Origin of the sequence: Sphingomonas sp. MMS12-HWE2-04, assembly GCF_044881185.1 — a bacterium.
Taxonomy (GTDB): Bacteria; Pseudomonadota; Alphaproteobacteria; order Sphingomonadales; family Sphingomonadaceae; genus Sphingomonas.
Genome location: NZ_CP173254.1, coordinates 1358137 through 1372857, shown reverse-complemented (window position 1 = coordinate 1372857; position 14721 = coordinate 1358137). Strand labels below are relative to the sequence as shown.

The window sequence follows — 14721 nt, the reverse complement described above, 5'->3', positions numbered from 1 at the left end:
TTGCCCCATATCCGGACTGGCGGCCCCTAGATGCTGCGTGTAGCAACGCGCCATGGCGATCGGCGTGACCATCGAGCCCTTTACGGTGCCGCCCTCGCGCGGATGGCTGGCGCGGCAAGCCCGCACCGATGGTCAGCGCATTATCGCGATCGGCGATATCCATGGCCGCTGGGACCTTCTCGAAGTGCTGATCAAGGCAATCGAACGGCATGTCACGCAAGAGCCCGCGATTCCCAACCATCTCGTCTTTCTCGGCGATTTCATCGATCGCGGCCCGGATAGCCGGCGCGTCGTCGATTTCCTGCGCTCCGCAGAGCAGAATTCGCCGCGCGTCCACGTTCTGCTCGGCAACCACGAACAGGCGATGCTCCATGCGGTCGAGGGCGATGCCAATGCCCAGCGCTTGTGGCTCGAACATGGCGCGGCGTCGACGCTGCGCAGCTTCGGCACGGGCCTGCCCCTGTCGGACGAAGACAGCTATGCCTTCGGCGCCCGCGTCGCCACCGCGGCGGGGGCGGATACGATCGATTGGCTACGGGATCGTCCGCTGTCGTTTAGCCTGGGTGGCTATTTCTTCTGTCATGCCGGCGTTCGTCCCGGCCGAGCGCTCGGGAAACAATCGGTGGAAGACCTTCTCTGGATACGCGACGCGTTCCTCCACAGCGATCGACGGCACGGCGCCCTGATCGTCCATGGCCATTCGATCGCCGAGGACGTCGAGATCCATCACAACCGCATCGGCGTGGATACCGGCGCCTATCGCACCGGCAAGCTTTCGGCCGTGGTCCTCAGCGATTTAGGCAACTGGACGATCTCGACGCACGAAGCCGAGGCACAGGCCTGATGCACGCCTCCAGCCCGGCCAAGGACGCGCCCGATGCCACGCCCGCGCGGCGCACCGTCCATTTCGGCCTGCTCGACGGCTTGCGTGGCGTCGCGGCGGTCGCGGTCGTGCTGATGCATATCGGCGAGATCTTCCTCCTTCCCGATTGGCTCCCCCAGGCCTATCTCGCCGTACCCTTTTTCTTCGTGCTCAGCGGCTTCGTCATTTCCTATGCCTATGAAGGCGGGCTGATGCGCACCGGCCGCTTGCGTGATTTCGTCCGGGTGCGGGTCGAGCGGCTCTATCCGCTGCTGATCGTCGGGCTATGCTTCGGGGTGCTGCTGCTGGGCATCAAGGCAGTGGTGGGCGGCGACCGTTTCTCCTTCCCGATCCTGATCGCGCTGCTGGTGGCGGCGCTGGCGATGGTACCGCTGCCCGGCCGCGCCGCCTTCCTTGTCCTGCCGCCGCAATGGTCGCTGGCGATCGAACTGTGGGGCAATGTCGTGCATTTCGCGCTACGCCGCTGGATCAGCGTAACGCGCCTTGCCATCGCACTGCCGATGCTCTTCGTCGCGATGGCGGTGGCGGCTCTGGTGTTTGGCGGCCTTGGCACCGGCTGGAACTATGCCAACCTCGCCGGCGGGATCGCGACCTTCGCTTATTGCTATACGGCCGGGATCCTCATTCACCATCTGTGGAAGCAGGAGCGGCTTCCCCGGTTCGGCATCGCCGCCTGGGCGATCGCCGCGATTCTCGTGCTTACCCTGGTGGCACCGCAGCCGCTTCGCACCCCGGCCAATGCGATCCGCGACCTGGCCTGCGCCGGGTTCGTCTATCCGTTGCTGCTGATCGCGGCGATCCAGACGCAGCCCGGGCCGCGCTGGCGCGCGCTCAGCGACTGGTTCGGCCGTCTTTCCTACCCGCTCTACGTCACCCATTTTCCGGTGGTGAGCTTCTGCTGCCTCGCGCTGCTGCGCTTCGATCCACCGCGCTGGGCACTCTATGCAGGCATCGCACCGATCGCCGCGATCGCGATCCTGGTCGCCTGGCTGATGCTCGTCGGTGTCGACGAGCCGGTGCGGCGCTGGGTGCGCGATTCACGCAAGGCGCGCCTCGAACCGAGCGCCGGCCCAGCCTGACACACTTGCCCCCGGCAATTCCGCTTTTCTGCCGCAGTGCAAAATGTTAGGCGGCAGATTGGGCTATCGCCAGGAAAATCGATCCATGAAGTTTCGCGCCATCGTCCGGGCATTTGCGCTCGCTCTCGCCCTTGCGGCTCCGCTCGCCCATGCCGGCAGCGCCGCGGCGCAAAGCAGCGAGCTGCGCCCGCCGGTCTACACGCTCGATTCGGGCGACAAGATTCGAGTGGTCGTCTATGGCGAGCAGTCGCTCAACGGCGAATACTCGATCGGCCCGGCCGGTGACATCGCCTTCCCGCTGATCGGCAATCTTCCTGCCAAGGGCAAGAGCGTCGCTGATCTTCAGGCCGCGATCACGGCAAAGCTTGCCTCGGGCTATATCCTCGATCCGCGCGTCAGCATCGACGTGCTGAGCTTCCGCCCCTTCTACATCCTCGGCGAAGTGAACCGCCCCGGCCAATATCCCTATGCCACCGATCTTTCGGTGGATCAGGCGGTGGCGGCGGCAGGCGGCTATACCTATCGCGCCAGCAAGTCGAAGATCTTCATCCGCCATCTCGGCGAGGCCGAAGTCGAGTATAAGCTCGGCAAGGGCAAGGTCGTCTGGGTGCGTCCGGGCGATTCCATCCGGGTCGGCGAACGCTATTTCTGATCGTCGCCTGAAGACGCGCGAGAGCACGCGATGAATACCGCCGCAAGCCTCGCGCGCCCAAGGACTGCTGAGCAGTCGGTCGACCGGCTGCGCTGGTTCGACGGGGTGTGGACCGCGGTCGCCACCAGCGCGGTGCTGTTCTCCTACACCTTCGGCGCCAAGGCGGCAGCGATGATGCTGCTGTTGATGCCGGTCTATTTCGCCGTACGCTTCCGCACCGCGCCGCGCTTTCTCGCCGCGACCGCGCCGATCCTGCTGCTTCCCGGCTTCGCGATGCTTTCGGCGATCTGGTCGATCGAACCGGGCACTACCTTCTATTACGGCTTCCAATATTTCGTGACGGTGATGATCGGCACCGCAATCGGCGCCGGCACCGATCGCCGCCAGGCGCTTTACGGGCTGTTTGCCGCCTTCCTGCTCTTCGCGGTCGTCAGCCTCGGCTTCGGGCGCAGCGTCGGCTGGGGCAGCGGCCACGCCGTGGCGTTCGCCGGGATGACCGGGAGCAAGAACGCCGCCGCGGATACCGCCGCGGTCGGCCTGCTCGTCGCCAGCGCGATGCTGGTCGCGTGCATCCGCGAGCGCCGCATTGCCATCGTCGCTGCCGCACTCGGACTGATGCTTATCGAACTGTGGATCCTGCGCCGCGCCGAATCGACCGGTTCGCTCGCCGCCTCCGCCGTCGCGGTGATGGCGCTGGTCGCCTGGAACCTCGCGCGACTGATGACGACACAGGCACGCACGGCGATCTTCCTCGCGATTGGAGCGGTGATGGCCGTCGCCGCCCTGCTTCAGAAATTCTGGCTCGCCCCGCTGGTCGAGTTGCTACTCAAATCGGCCGGCAAGGATGCGACCCTGACCGGGCGCACCTATATCTGGGAAAAGGCGTTTGCGCTGATCGATGCGCGTCCGGTCCTCGGCCTCGGCTACAACGCGTTCTGGCGCCATGGCAATATCGATGCCGAGGGCATTTGGCTGTTCGCCGGGATCAAGGAACGCGCCGGGTTCAACTTCCACAATAGCTTTCTCGAGATCCTCGTTCACCTCGGCTATGTCGGGCTTGCCCTGTACGGCATCGTCGCCCTCGCAATGTTCGGGCTGCTGCTGCTGCGCACGATGCGCGCGCCCAACGACATGGGCATTCTGTTCTGCGCCTATCTGAGCTACGTCGCGGTGCGCCTGTCGATCGAGAGCCAGGCGTTTGCGCCGTTCAACTTCTCGACCGTGATGGTGATGGCCGGGCTGGCCTGCGCGGTGTGGAACCGCGCGGCCGTAGCATCCGGCCCCGCGCCGGCCCGGCGCCCTGCGATCACGCCCCAGAACGGGCGTCGCTGGCGATAGCCGCTCAAACTTAACTTAACGCTTAATTCATCCAAATCGGACAATATTGTTGCGTCGCCGTGACTTGTGTCCCGGGTTCGTACGAAAATATTGCGGCGCATCAAAATTCAACATTGATTAAATGTTCGATTCGCGAGACGAGTGCCGCGGATTGCACGAGGGTGAAGGCATTTGAGCGGCCTCTTGAATTCTCAATCGGTCCCGGTAATAGAACCTTGCTGCACTGCAACAAGGATTGACGGTGCCGCAAATCCGACATTCGAAGAATCGTTTCAGGGGGACCACCCAATGCAGCACGCGTCGATCACGGCGCCCTTGAGGGTGGAGACGGTTCTGCCGTCGCTGCCGCGCTGGACCCGCGCGATCGATATCAGCGGCGCTGCATTCGCTCTCCTCTTCTTCGCCCCGATCCTGTTGGCCATCTTCGTAGCGATGCTGCTGGTCGATCGCGGACCCGTGCTGTTCCGCCATAAGCGAATCGGCCATAACGGCCGTGAATTCTATTGCCTCAAGTTCCGCACGATGGTCGTCGATGCCGATGAGCGGTTGAAGCAACTGCTCGCGACATCGCCGGAGGCGCGCGCATCGTGGATGCGCGATCAGAAGCTGAAGAACGACCCGCGGATCACCGTCGTCGGGAAATTCCTGCGCGTCAGCAGCCTCGACGAACTGCCTCAGTTCTGGAATGTTCTCGTCGGCGAGATGAGCCTGGTCGGCCCACGTCCGATCACCCATAGCGAAGTCGATCGCTATGGCCGCTATTTCGTCGACTATATCAGCGTGCGCCCCGGCATCACCGGGCTGTGGCAAATCAGCGGGCGCAACGAGGTTTCCTACCGCCGCCGCGTGGCAATGGACGTAACCTATGCCCGCAGCCAGAGCGTAAAGCTCTATATGCGGATTCTGGTTTTCACCGTCCCGGCCGTCTTGATGGCACGCGGATCGGGCTAAACTTTAGTCAAGTTTTAGAAAATCGCTTCGAACACGCCAGCCCAAAAGGCGAGCGACATTAACGCAGCGATCAAGATCCCGCGATAACTCGCCAAAGAACGCGGCGCTTCGGCGTAATCTACGATGCGCTGCAGCATTAATCCATTTTGGTGAATTCGCAGCGACGGCGCTCCACCATATATCGAGGCGATGGACTTCTTCACTTCGCTCTCCCACGGGTCTTTGCCCGTTAACCATATTTATCAACCCGACCTCTGTTTTAACCAAAACAAAGTGCGACGCAAATCGTTTCCGCTCTAAGACAACCCGGGAGCCCTACCGGACGGAGCGATGCCGATGCTGAGTTTCTTCCCCACGCGCCGAGCCTTTACCCGCTGGAAACCTATTCGCTTTATCGCGGGCGGCTATGAACGCCGTACCCAAGCACCAGATGTTCGCCCGGCCGCAAACCAGCGGCGATCGCCGCGCGGGTGATCGGCGTCCCGTGGCCGAGCCGAGCACGCTTCGCGGCCCCGACGACGCGCCGATCGACGTCACCGTCGGCGACTTGTCGGTCAGCGGATTCAACGTCGTGTCGGAGACCCCGCTGCCGATGGGCGCTGTGGTCCAGCTCGGGCTTCCGGGAAGCGGCCGCTTTGCGGCGCGCGTCGTCCGCCAGGAAGGCGACCGCTATGGCTGCGAATTCTTCGAATATCTTTCCGACGCCGCAGTCAGCGGCGCTTTCGAGAATGCCAACGTCGCGCAGCTGTTCATCGCGGCCTCCGATTGGCACGGCGCCGAACCCGAGATTCAGAAATGGCCTGCCGCCGCGCGCGTATCGATCGCCGTAGGCGGTGCGCTCGCCTTCTGGGGCGGAGTCCTCTGGCTGCTGCTGCGATGACCCTTAAGGGCGATCCACCGGCATGGCTCCGGTAGCACCCTTAGGGGATTAACCGAGGCAAATTTCCCCATAGAGTTAACGGCTTAGCGAACATCCCTGTTCTATAGTGTGAATATAAGTCGCACTCGAAAACGGGACCCCAGCCGTGATCCACCGTACCGTTCCTATCCCAGCGTTGATGCTCCTCTTGTCCGGCTGCGGCGGAGACGGCAGCAGCCAGTCCTCCACCGGCGTCGTGGTCGTCACGCCCGGGACCGATGCCGTGGTGGCGACGCCGACACCGACGCCGACGCCAACCCCGGCACCGACCCCCACGCCAACGCCCACGCCCGAAGCCGGTCAGGGTACCGAGGCTTCGAGCAGCGCGCTCGAGCCGATCGCGCAATATACCTATCCGGCGATGGCGACGGTTTCGATCGGCGACGTCAACTATCCGCTTGGCGCCACCCAGGTCGATATCCCCGTCCGCCTGAGCCAGGCGACGCCCAACACCGTGCACGTCCGCGTCAAGACCTCGAACGGCACCGGCACCAACTATGTCTATTCGGGCGGTTATTTCCAGGCTGTCGACAAATATGTCGTCTTCCGCCCCGGTGACCCGCTGGTCCAGACGGTGAGCGTCAAGATCACCAAGACCAAGGAAGGCGGGCAGTTCAAGCTGATGTTCCCCGAGGCGCCGTCGGGCGCGAACGCAGGGACTTCGAGCGCGAACATCACCTCGGTTTCGGGCGCTGCAGCAACCACGCCGATCACCGCGGGCTTCCGCCTGCCGCGCACCTTCAAGCCTTCGGGCACGCTGGCCTATGACATGAATCCCGCGACCGTGCGCTGGTCGGACAAGGGCGGCGCGGGCGTCTTCTCCACCTCGTTCACCCATGGTCGCGCCCAGACGGGCAACGCCGAGAACGGCCTCTACCTCGACAACACGCTCCATCCAGCGGCCGAGGCGCCCTTCTCGGTCAAGGACAACAAGCTCGTCATCCACAGCCAGAAGCTGGCAACGCCGATCACCTATGGCGGCGTGAGCTATGGCTATGGTGCAGGCGTGCTCAACGGCCGCAACATGCCCGAGACCCAGGTCACCTATGGCCAGTATGAATGGACCGCGACGATGGCAAATCGCAGCGGATCATGGCCGGCGCTGTGGCTGATCGGCGTGCGCGGCTGGCCGCCCGAAATCGACGTCTATGAAGGCTTCGGCTATAATGGCAGCTGGAACTTCGATCGCAATCTCTCGGCCAACATCCATGGCGGCCCGATCAACCAGCGCAAGTTCACGCGCAGCATGTGGATCGACGGCACGCTGGCTTATGGCATCAACAATGTCGCGTCGATGCCGCATCGCTACGCAGTCGATATCCAGGCCGATTACATCACCTGGTTCGTCGACGGCATCGAGACCTATCAGGCCCGCAATCCCTTCAGCGAGGCCTTCTATCCGGTGATGAATGTCGCCGTGAAGACCACCAGCGCCTATACCGGGGGTACTGGCGACATGGCGATCTCTTCGTTCAAGGTGTGGAAGAACCGCTGACCGGCGCAGCGGCGGCGGCCGGGGCAGAGCCCCCGGCCTGCCGGCTCAGGCATTCGCCGGGATTGGCGCGCCGCGAGCGGCTGCAGTCCCAGCGGGTGCGATCCTGCTTGAAACCCGGATCGCGCAGATAGTGGAAGATCATCGATTCGAGCTGTGAGGTCGATGCCGGCAGCGCCTTGGGGGTCAGCGCGGCGCTCGGCCAGGCCATGAACAGGCAGCGCGGCCGTGTGCCGCAGGCCTGCTTCGCCAGATCGGGATAGCTGTCGGCCGGAATATCCGCGCCGAAGGTCACCAGAAACGCATCGGGATTGTTCGCGGTCGGCGCGAAGCTCGGCGCGGCAGGCGCAATCGGCGCTGCCACGGCCGCCGCTATCGCCGCGGCCGCTGCCGCCGCGGCATCCGCGCCGGCTTCCCCGTCGAGCGGGCGATGCGCTTCGGAAAGCACTGCGAGTTGCGGGATCACCGGCTCCACCCCGCCATAAGCGGCGAAGAAGGCGGGAGGCCTGCCCCAGCCGCCGGTCCAGCGGAAAAACAGATGCGTCTTGACCGCAGTGACCTTGTCGAGGCTCGAGCTCCAATAGGGCACCACCCAATCGGTGTGGTAATGCGTCGACAGGCCGACCGGCGCGAAGACGCTGCCGCCCAGCGCCTGCGCGGCGATCCCCCGGGCGCGTGCCCAGGCCGCCGGCGCGGGCGTGCGCGCCATCGCCCCGTCGCACGTGAAGGTGAACTGGCAGCCCGTACTGCGCTCCGATCCCTGAAACACCACGCCACACACGGTGTGTGGGAAGGCGGGATGCCGCACGCGATTGAGCACCACCTGTGCCACGGCGCGCTCGCCGACGGCGTCGTCGCCCGCTTCGAACAGCACCGCCGCCGCCAGACAGTCGGTCGCGCGGACGATGTCGGCGGTCGTGCCGCTGGCGATGAACTTGCGCGCGGCGGGATTGGGCAGCGTCGAGAAGGGCACCGCGGCATTGACGGCGCGCGCGTCGGTGGGGTCCAGCGGCTTGAGCTCGAGCGGCTCGACCGCCGGGAGCGGCGCGTCGATCGCCGGAAGTCCAGGCGCCGTCCCGGGGATCGGCACGCTGGCGGAATAGGGGTGCTGCTTGGCCGGCTGTGTCGAACGCCAGAGCATCGTGACGATGGCGCCGATCACCAGCAGTGCGGCGCATGCGAGGATCGCAACGACGATCCCCCGCTTGCGCGCATCGGCGCGCCGGGCCTGCCGCAGCGCCTCGACTCGCTCCATCGCCAGTTGCGAACTCTCGTACATATGCATGTGGTCCACTGCGGTTTGCGCCCCTCCGGGCGCCTTGCCGGTCCCCAGCCTGCCCTAAACGCGCGATACTATTCCCGCAACGCAGCAAATATCGGCCCGATTCGCCGAAATGTCCCGGAAACAGTCAGACGGCCGCGCTTTGCCGTTGAACTTTGCGCAAGACCCCTATTGTATCGCCCGGATTGCAGCTGTGATGGAGCAGTGCCGACAGGGGGTCGAAGATGACGCGTACGGAGGGGGGCGAAGATCGCGTTTACTGGGCGGACACCGCCAAGGGGCTGATCATCCTGATCATCGTATTGTCGCACGGCGCGCTGTTCGTCGAAGGCGCAGGCTATCCGCAGGCGGGGATGCGCAACGCGATCGGTGCGGTCACGCCAGTCGGCATGCCGCTGTTCTTCATGATCTCGGGCATGTTCTCGCGCCGCTATCTCGACGGCAGCTGGAGCGGCTTCTGGCACGGCCGGCTCAAGGCGCTGATCTGGGTGATGCTGATCTGGATCCCAATCGACTGGCTGCTCTATTCGATCTTCCCCAATTTCCGCGACCCGCTGCACGGCAAATATCTCTGGCAGCTGCTCACCGCCTGGATCTTCCCTTCCTCCTATCTCTGGTTCATCTGGAGTCTCGGCGTCTATTCGCTGCTCGCCTGGGCGCTGGGCCGCCGCCATGCGCGAACCTGGCTGGCGCTCTCGGTGCTGGTAACCTTCGCGATGCTCGGGCTCACCACCTGGCATCTCGACCATTACGGACTGCATCTCCTCGCCCAGGACTATTATCTGCGCGGCGCGCTCAGCTATTTCTTCTATTTCTATCTCGGCTATGTCTGCCGCGACTGGATCGTCCGTGCCGCGACGCTGCCGGCGATACCCACGCTGATCGTCACGCTTACCGGCTATGGGCTGCTCGCCTGGATCGCGATGATGGTCAAAGGCGTGGTGCCCGGTGCCGCGATCAAGTTCGTCGCGATCGCTATCGGGATGCTGGGCGCCATCTATCTCGGCAAGACGCTGGCCCTTCGCGCCGATACCCGGCGGTTCTTCGGCCGGCTCGGCCAGATGACGCTGCCGATCTATCTCACCCACCTGCTGTTCATGATGCCGCTCTGCTATTGGCTGGCAAAGCTCCACAGCCCGTTCCTGCTCCAGTCGGGCGTGGCGTTGGCGATCGTGGTCTCGCTGATCGGCATTCTCGGATCGGTGGCGATCACCGCGCTCGCGCTGTCGCTGGGGCTGACCTTCTTCTTCTTCCCGCCCAAGCTGCGGCTGTTCGCACGGATCGACGCCCTGCTGGGGCGCCCGCCGCGTGAACCGGCCGGAGACACCGAAGAAGTCGTCGAGGCGCGTTAGCGCGGGGTCTTTCCGAACAGCCACTGCTGGAGAAAGCCCGATCCCCAGCCCAGATGCATGATCATCGCGGCGACGCCCGCCAGCATCGCGCAGCGCGAGCCCTGTCGGGCACCCACCGCAAGTCCGGCGCCCAGGCACAGCATCGCCCAGGCGAGCAGCGGCAGCGCGAGCAGCACGCACCAGGGCGATCCCAGCGCGAGCACGACGGCCAGCGGCACTGCAAGCGGCACCATCTGGCGCAGCCGCGGCCGCATCCGGTGCATCGCGATCGTCTGCGCCCGGCCCTTGCCGTAGCCCCGGTACTGCCGCCACAGCCCATAGGGATCGCGGCGTGGGAAATAGGTAATCGCATGGGCGGGCTCGAGCCAGATCCGCCCGAACCGGCCGAGCCGGTGATCGAGTTCGGCATCCTCGTTGTGCGACATCGCCTGGTTGTAGCCGCCGGCCTGGCGGAATGCCGCGATAGACATCAGCGCATGATGGCCATGCTCGACATATTGGCCTTCGCCGACATGGCGATGCGCCGACCCGCCGGTGCCCAGCACCGAATTCTGCGCCGCCGCGCAGGCGATCTGGAAGCACGAAACGCCGCGCGTCTGCATCGGCACCACCACCGAAACCGCCCCAGTCCGCTCGGCAGTCTGCACCAGCGCGCCGACATAGCCATCGGGATAGAGGCAATGCGCATCGACGCGGACCAGCCAGCGTTCACCCTCGCCGAAGCGCGCGACCGCGCGGTTGACTCCGGCGCTCTGGATGCGGTCGGGATTGTCCATCAGCACCACGCGCGGATCGGACGCGGCGTGCTCGGCGACGATCGCGGGCGTCGCATCGCGGCTGCCGCCATCGGCAACGACGATCCGCCGCGCCGCCGGATCGGCGCGCAACTGGGTGAGCAGCGCGCCGATATGCGCCTGCTCATTGAGCGTCGGCACGACGACCAACGCGCCTTCGGAGTCCATGGTCACGCCTTCCCCTCGAGCGCGGCACGCAGCGCGCGGCAATCGTCGATCGTCGCGGTCAGATCGGCTTGCGGGATCGCCGCTACATCTTCGCGCAGGCCGGCATACCGTTCCGGCGAAAGCGTGCCGAGCGCATCGAGCCCGGCAAGATCGTCGTCAATCGTCAGTCCCGCGCGGTGCGCGTCGAGCCACTTGCCCGTCTCGACCGAGTGCAGCGCGATCGGCACCGCGCCGAAGCTGGTCGCTTCATACAGCCGGTTTGGCAGCAGCCATTTCGAGTTGAGGCCCTCCTCGAAATAATCGATGGCCCAGGCGAAATGGCACGGCTGGTAGAGCCGCGGCAGATCCGCGGCGGTATATGGCCCGAGATAGCGCAGATGCGCCGCCGCCGCGACCCGCGCCTCGAAATCCTCGAACACCGCCGGCGATGGGCGCCCGGCGATATGGACTTCGATGGCGCCGCCATGCTTGGCCGCCAGCGCCGCGAGAATGTCGAGCGTCTTCGCACAGCGCAGCATCCCGAACCAGGCAATCACCCAGGGCGGCCCCGCAGGCGGCGCGAGCGGTTGTGGCGGCGCCCCTTCCAGCACGAGCAGCTTGTTCTCGAGAAGCATCACCGGCGCGCGCAGCGTCGGGCGATGCGCGAAATAGTCGCGCTCGAATGCCGGCGACGACGTGAGCACCAGATCGACATGCGCCAGCATCCGCGCCTCGATCGCCTGGAGCAGTTTGGCCGGCTTCGAGCTGCCGAGCAGCAGCCGGTGAATATCGAGGCATTCATACACCATGCGCGCTTCCGGCGCCGCCTTGCGGGCGCGCAAGGCCAGCGCCAGTGCTTCAAGGTTCCGCCCGACGATCACGTCACATCCCCGCGCCGCGGCAAGCAGCCGCCCCGGCAGCGCGACATTCCGCAGCACCGCTGCAACGCGCTGGACGAACTTGGCGTCCTGCGTGCGCCCCAGGTCGATCGCTGGCGCGCCGGCTACCGTGGCGGGCACTTCATCCCGCCGCCGAAAGCCGGCGACGGTCACGTCAATTCCGGCGGCGTGGAACATCTGCACCCGGCGGATCACCGCCGAATTGTGAAGGTCGTGGACGATGTAGAGCAGCTTCAAGCAGCGGCCTCCTGGAGCCGGGGCGCCGGGCGCGTCGCCGGCCCCGCGCCCCGCTCGGCGCGATAGGCGCGGCTGAACGCAGTCATCACCACCCACACCGCAACGCTGCCCCCCAGCGAGAAGACGAATTGGAGCAGCGGTGCATAGGGCAGATTGGCCTTCCACCAGACATAGAGGAAGAACAGGTGCAGCAGGAACACCGCGAAGGCCGCCTGGCTGACCACTCGCACCGCCTGGCCGATCGGCCGCGGCAGCACGAAGCGCGGGAAACTCACCCACACTGCCGTCGCGATGCTCAGCCACCAGAAATCGGATTTGAACGGGCCATAGGCGACGAACGCGCCGATCACCGCGCATGCCATTACGATCGCGCGCTTCAGCATCGGCCCCCTGCCCGGCCCCGATTGCAGGGCATAATAGGCCAGCATCCCCAGCAGGAAATTCCAGGCATAGAAATGCACCAGCCGTCCGCGCGTCTCGGGCGGCTCCAGCCATTCGGGCGCGATTGCGCGGACCACCACTGCGACGACGAATGCGAACAGGAATGCGCGGAACGGCTTGCGCCGCACGAGCTGCGCCAGCGGCTCGAAGTGAAAGAGCACCCAGAAGATTAGCAGCAGCTTGATCAGCATCTGGGGATACCAGATCTGCAGCAGCGCAGGATGATGCCAGGTGAACCAATTGCTGTAGAACAGCAGATAGCCGAGCGCCGGGCGCTGCCCGGTCACCACCCAATCGAGCAGCACGATCAGCACGGTCGGCCAGGCGACACGCCACGCGAGCAGCAGCACCGACTGGCGAAAGGCCTGCGAGCTCGCGCCCTGCAGCGAATAGCGCGCTAGGTTGAAACCCGAGAGCAGGATCAGAAAGGTCAGCCCGCCGCCGAGCCCGAACCCGGTTTCGGCCTGCGCAGGATTGGCGTGATTGAAGACGATCGCAGAGATCGCAAGCGCGCGCAGCAGCGTTTCCGTCTCGACCGACATGCTAGACAAGCGCTTCATCGAGCCTCGCCTCTTCGAGATCGCCGATCGTCATCCCCTCCCAGTCATCGGGTAGATGACCGAGATAATCCTCGAGCGCCAGCGCCACCTGGATGTAGCTCAGCGAATCGCCGCCCTGATCGCGGAAGCTGTTTTCCGCGCCCGGAACATAGCCGCCGACGAACATGGCGAAGATTTCCGCCACGCTGCCCCAGCCGGGCTTGCCGAAGCCGAGGATCGCAAGTCCCTCGCTCCAGGCGCGCCGATAAAAGGAAGCCGAGGTGAGGATCTCGATAGGGCCCCGGCGACCGCCACTCGGCGCAGCCGCCCCGGTGCCTCGGGCGCCTTCCAAAATGCGGCGGTAATCGGTCTTGCCGTTGGCCAGCCGGGGGATCGCCGTCAGCACGATCACTGTCACGGCATAGGGCGGCAGCTTGTAGCGTTCGCAGAGCCGCGTTTGCAGGCCCGATCGCGCCGAAGCATCGCCGCTCTCGGTCGCCACGACCAGGCCGGTATCGTCGCCGGTCGCCATCGCATCGGCAAACGTCTCGCGCGCGTCCGCCTGGACTTCGTCGAGATTGATCCGCAGCCCGAATGGCTTCACGAACCGTGCGACGCGGCCGACGATCCGATACAGCCCCTGCGCATCGCGCCGCGCGATGTCACCGGTCGCTAGGCGATCGAGTTGGGCCTCGCTCGCCAGATCGGCGGGCTCGATCGCATAGCCCATCATCACGCTGGGTCCGCGGAAGACGAGTTCACCCTCGCCTTCGCCTGGGACCAGCGCACCCTCGCCATCGATCAGGTCGAAGGTGCCGCCGGGGATCGGTCGCCCGATATAGTCGGCATGGGTCGCAGCGCGCTCGGGCGGGAGATAGGCCATGCGCGGCCCGGCCTCGGTCTGGCCGTACATGACGAAGAACCGCCAGCCCCGCTCGGCACCCAGCGCGGCGAAGTGCCGCACCAGCGCCGGCTCCAGCCGACCGCCGGCCTGCGCCACGTGGCGCAGCGTATCGAGCGCGGCCCAGCCGTCGCCCTGCTTTGCAAGCATCTCGAAACTATAGGGTACGCCCGAGAAGCTGGTCGCGCCGTGCCGTCGCGCCTGATCCCAGAACCCTGGGTTGGTCACCAATTCGTCGGTGAGGATCAGCGCGCCGCCGGTCGCCAGGTGCGAATTGACCACCGACATGCCGAACGAGTAATTATATTTCAGGCTCGTCATCGCCCGATCGTCGGGGGTCAGGCCGAGATAGTCGGCGATCGCGCGCGCATTGGCGCCGACAGCGTCGGCCGAAAGCTTGACCAGCTTGGGCGACCCCGTCGTCCCCGAAGTCGACAGCAGCACTGCGAGCGGCCCGGCGAGCGGCCGTTCGACATGCGGCGCCACCGCCTCCGCTGCCGTCACCGCCACGGTCCAGGCGATCACGCGATCGGGTGCATAGCGCGCCACCAGCTCGGCGAGCCCTGGCTGATCGGCGCCGAACAGGAACACCGGATCGCCGCGTTGCAGGCTGGCGCAATATTCGACGATCGACTCAACCGTGTTGCGCGCCTCGAGAAAGATCAGCTCGCGCGCATCGCCGCGCCGCCCCGCGGCAGCGTCGACCAGGTCGGCAAGCTCTGCGTAGGAAACCGTGCGGTCGTCGGCGAACAGCGCCGGCCGCGCGCCATGCGCGCGCAGATCTCCCAGCGGCGACGACAACTCGGCGCGCACGG

At 65.5% G+C, this 14721-nt stretch carries 14 protein-coding genes; 8 read left to right on the top strand and 6 right to left on the bottom strand.

The genetic code is table 11. The features are described 5' to 3' along the window. Positions 1–64: 64 nt before the first annotated feature. The 5 genes from AB2M62_RS06150 to AB2M62_RS06130 all read left to right on the top strand — a co-directional run bounded on the left by AB2M62_RS06150 (position 65) and on the right by AB2M62_RS06130 (position 4903). Positions 65–844, top strand: a complete 780-nt coding sequence (locus tag AB2M62_RS06150; protein WP_404338510.1) for a metallophosphoesterase family protein — start codon at positions 65–67, stop codon at positions 842–844. Continuing rightward, complete coding sequence (locus AB2M62_RS06145) at positions 844–1962, top strand: acyltransferase family protein (RefSeq protein WP_404338508.1); 1119 nt, start codon at positions 844–846, stop codon at positions 1960–1962. The genes AB2M62_RS06150 and AB2M62_RS06145 overlap by 1 nt, the downstream gene beginning before the upstream one ends. Before the next feature lie 85 nt (positions 1963–2047). Next, entirely contained in the window at positions 2048–2614 is a 567-nt protein-coding gene (locus tag AB2M62_RS06140; RefSeq protein WP_404338506.1) for a polysaccharide biosynthesis/export family protein, read from the top strand. A 30-nt stretch (positions 2615–2644) separates the two neighbouring features. Beyond that, complete coding sequence (locus AB2M62_RS06135; protein WP_404338504.1) at positions 2645–3952, top strand: O-antigen ligase family protein; 1308 nt, start codon at positions 2645–2647, stop codon at positions 3950–3952. 171 nt (positions 3953–4123) lie between these two features. After that, positions 4124–4903, top strand: coding sequence for a sugar transferase (locus AB2M62_RS06130; RefSeq protein WP_404338502.1), 780 nt, complete (start codon positions 4124–4126; stop codon positions 4901–4903). A 14-nt stretch (positions 4904–4917) separates the two neighbouring features. Here AB2M62_RS06130 and AB2M62_RS06125 read toward each other — a convergent pair whose 3' ends face one another. Continuing rightward, positions 4918–5106 carry a hypothetical protein gene (locus AB2M62_RS06125; protein WP_404338500.1) on the bottom strand — a complete coding sequence of 63 codons (189 nt, stop codon included), beginning with the start codon at positions 5104–5106 and terminating at the stop codon, positions 4918–4920. A gap of 203 nt (positions 5107–5309) precedes the next feature. Between AB2M62_RS06125 and AB2M62_RS06120 the strand changes: the two genes are divergently transcribed. After that, the gene (locus AB2M62_RS06120) at positions 5310–5783 is read left to right on the top strand and encodes a PilZ domain-containing protein (protein WP_404338498.1); all 474 of its coding nucleotides are present in this window, start codon (positions 5310–5312) and stop codon (positions 5781–5783) included. A gap of 178 nt (positions 5784–5961) precedes the next feature. Next, positions 5962–7317 (top strand): family 16 glycosylhydrolase, encoded by a 1356-nt coding sequence (locus AB2M62_RS06115; RefSeq protein ID WP_404338496.1) that lies wholly within the window; start codon positions 5962–5964, stop codon positions 7315–7317. Here AB2M62_RS06115 and AB2M62_RS06110 read toward each other — a convergent pair. Next, complete coding sequence (locus AB2M62_RS06110) at positions 7295–8599, bottom strand: cell wall hydrolase (RefSeq protein WP_404339829.1); 1305 nt, start codon at positions 8597–8599, stop codon at positions 7295–7297. The two genes, AB2M62_RS06115 and AB2M62_RS06110, sit on opposite strands and share 23 nt — an antisense overlap. Positions 8600–8820: 221 nt before the next feature. Here AB2M62_RS06110 and AB2M62_RS06105 point away from each other — a divergent pair, with 221 nt between their 5' ends. Then, positions 8821–9948, top strand: coding sequence for an acyltransferase family protein (locus tag AB2M62_RS06105; RefSeq protein ID WP_404338494.1), 1128 nt, complete (start codon positions 8821–8823; stop codon positions 9946–9948). On the opposite strand, the gene AB2M62_RS06100 is transcribed toward AB2M62_RS06105, so the two are convergent. Genes AB2M62_RS06100 through AB2M62_RS06085 form a run of 4 tightly spaced genes read right to left on the bottom strand, consistent with a single transcriptional unit; the run spans position 9945 to position 14719 of the window. Continuing rightward, positions 9945–10910: a glycosyltransferase family 2 protein gene (locus AB2M62_RS06100; protein ID WP_404339827.1), complete on the bottom strand. Its 966-nt coding sequence runs from the start codon at positions 10908–10910 to the stop codon at positions 9945–9947. The two genes, AB2M62_RS06105 and AB2M62_RS06100, sit on opposite strands and share 4 nt — an antisense overlap. Before the next feature lie 2 nt (positions 10911–10912). Then, a complete protein-coding gene (locus AB2M62_RS06095) occupies positions 10913–12025 on the bottom strand; it encodes a glycosyltransferase (protein WP_404338492.1) in 1113 nt (370 codons plus the stop codon). After that, positions 12022–13026 carry an acyltransferase family protein gene (locus AB2M62_RS06090; protein ID WP_404338491.1) on the bottom strand — a complete coding sequence of 335 codons (1005 nt, stop codon included), beginning with the start codon at positions 13024–13026 and terminating at the stop codon, positions 12022–12024. Before AB2M62_RS06090 ends, AB2M62_RS06095 begins: the two co-directional genes overlap by 4 nt. Then, complete coding sequence (locus AB2M62_RS06085) at positions 13010–14719, bottom strand: AMP-binding protein (RefSeq protein WP_404338489.1); 1710 nt, start codon at positions 14717–14719, stop codon at positions 13010–13012. The genes AB2M62_RS06090 and AB2M62_RS06085 overlap by 17 nt, the downstream gene beginning before the upstream one ends. Positions 14720–14721 lie beyond the last annotated feature (2 nt).

Coding starts and splice junctions, on each gene's coding strand:
- AB2M62_RS06145 (WP_404338508.1), top strand. CDS start 844: ATGCACGCCTCCAGCCCGGCCAAGGACGCGCCCGATGCCACGCCCGCG.
- AB2M62_RS06140 (WP_404338506.1), top strand. CDS start 2,048: ATGAAGTTTCGCGCCATCGTCCGGGCATTTGCGCTCGCTCTCGCCCTT.
- AB2M62_RS06135 (WP_404338504.1), top strand. CDS start 2,645: ATGAATACCGCCGCAAGCCTCGCGCGCCCAAGGACTGCTGAGCAGTCG.
- AB2M62_RS06120 (WP_404338498.1), top strand. CDS start 5,310: ATGAACGCCGTACCCAAGCACCAGATGTTCGCCCGGCCGCAAACCAGC.
- AB2M62_RS06115 (WP_404338496.1), top strand. CDS start 5,962: ATGCTCCTCTTGTCCGGCTGCGGCGGAGACGGCAGCAGCCAGTCCTCC.
- AB2M62_RS06110 (WP_404339829.1), bottom strand. CDS start 8,599: ATGCATATGTACGAGAGTTCGCAACTGGCGATGGAGCGAGTCGAGGCG.
- AB2M62_RS06105 (WP_404338494.1), top strand. CDS start 8,821: ATGACGCGTACGGAGGGGGGCGAAGATCGCGTTTACTGGGCGGACACC.
- AB2M62_RS06100 (WP_404339827.1), bottom strand. CDS start 10,910: ATGGACTCCGAAGGCGCGTTGGTCGTCGTGCCGACGCTCAATGAGCAG.
- AB2M62_RS06090 (WP_404338491.1), bottom strand. CDS start 13,026: ATGAAGCGCTTGTCTAGCATGTCGGTCGAGACGGAAACGCTGCTGCGC.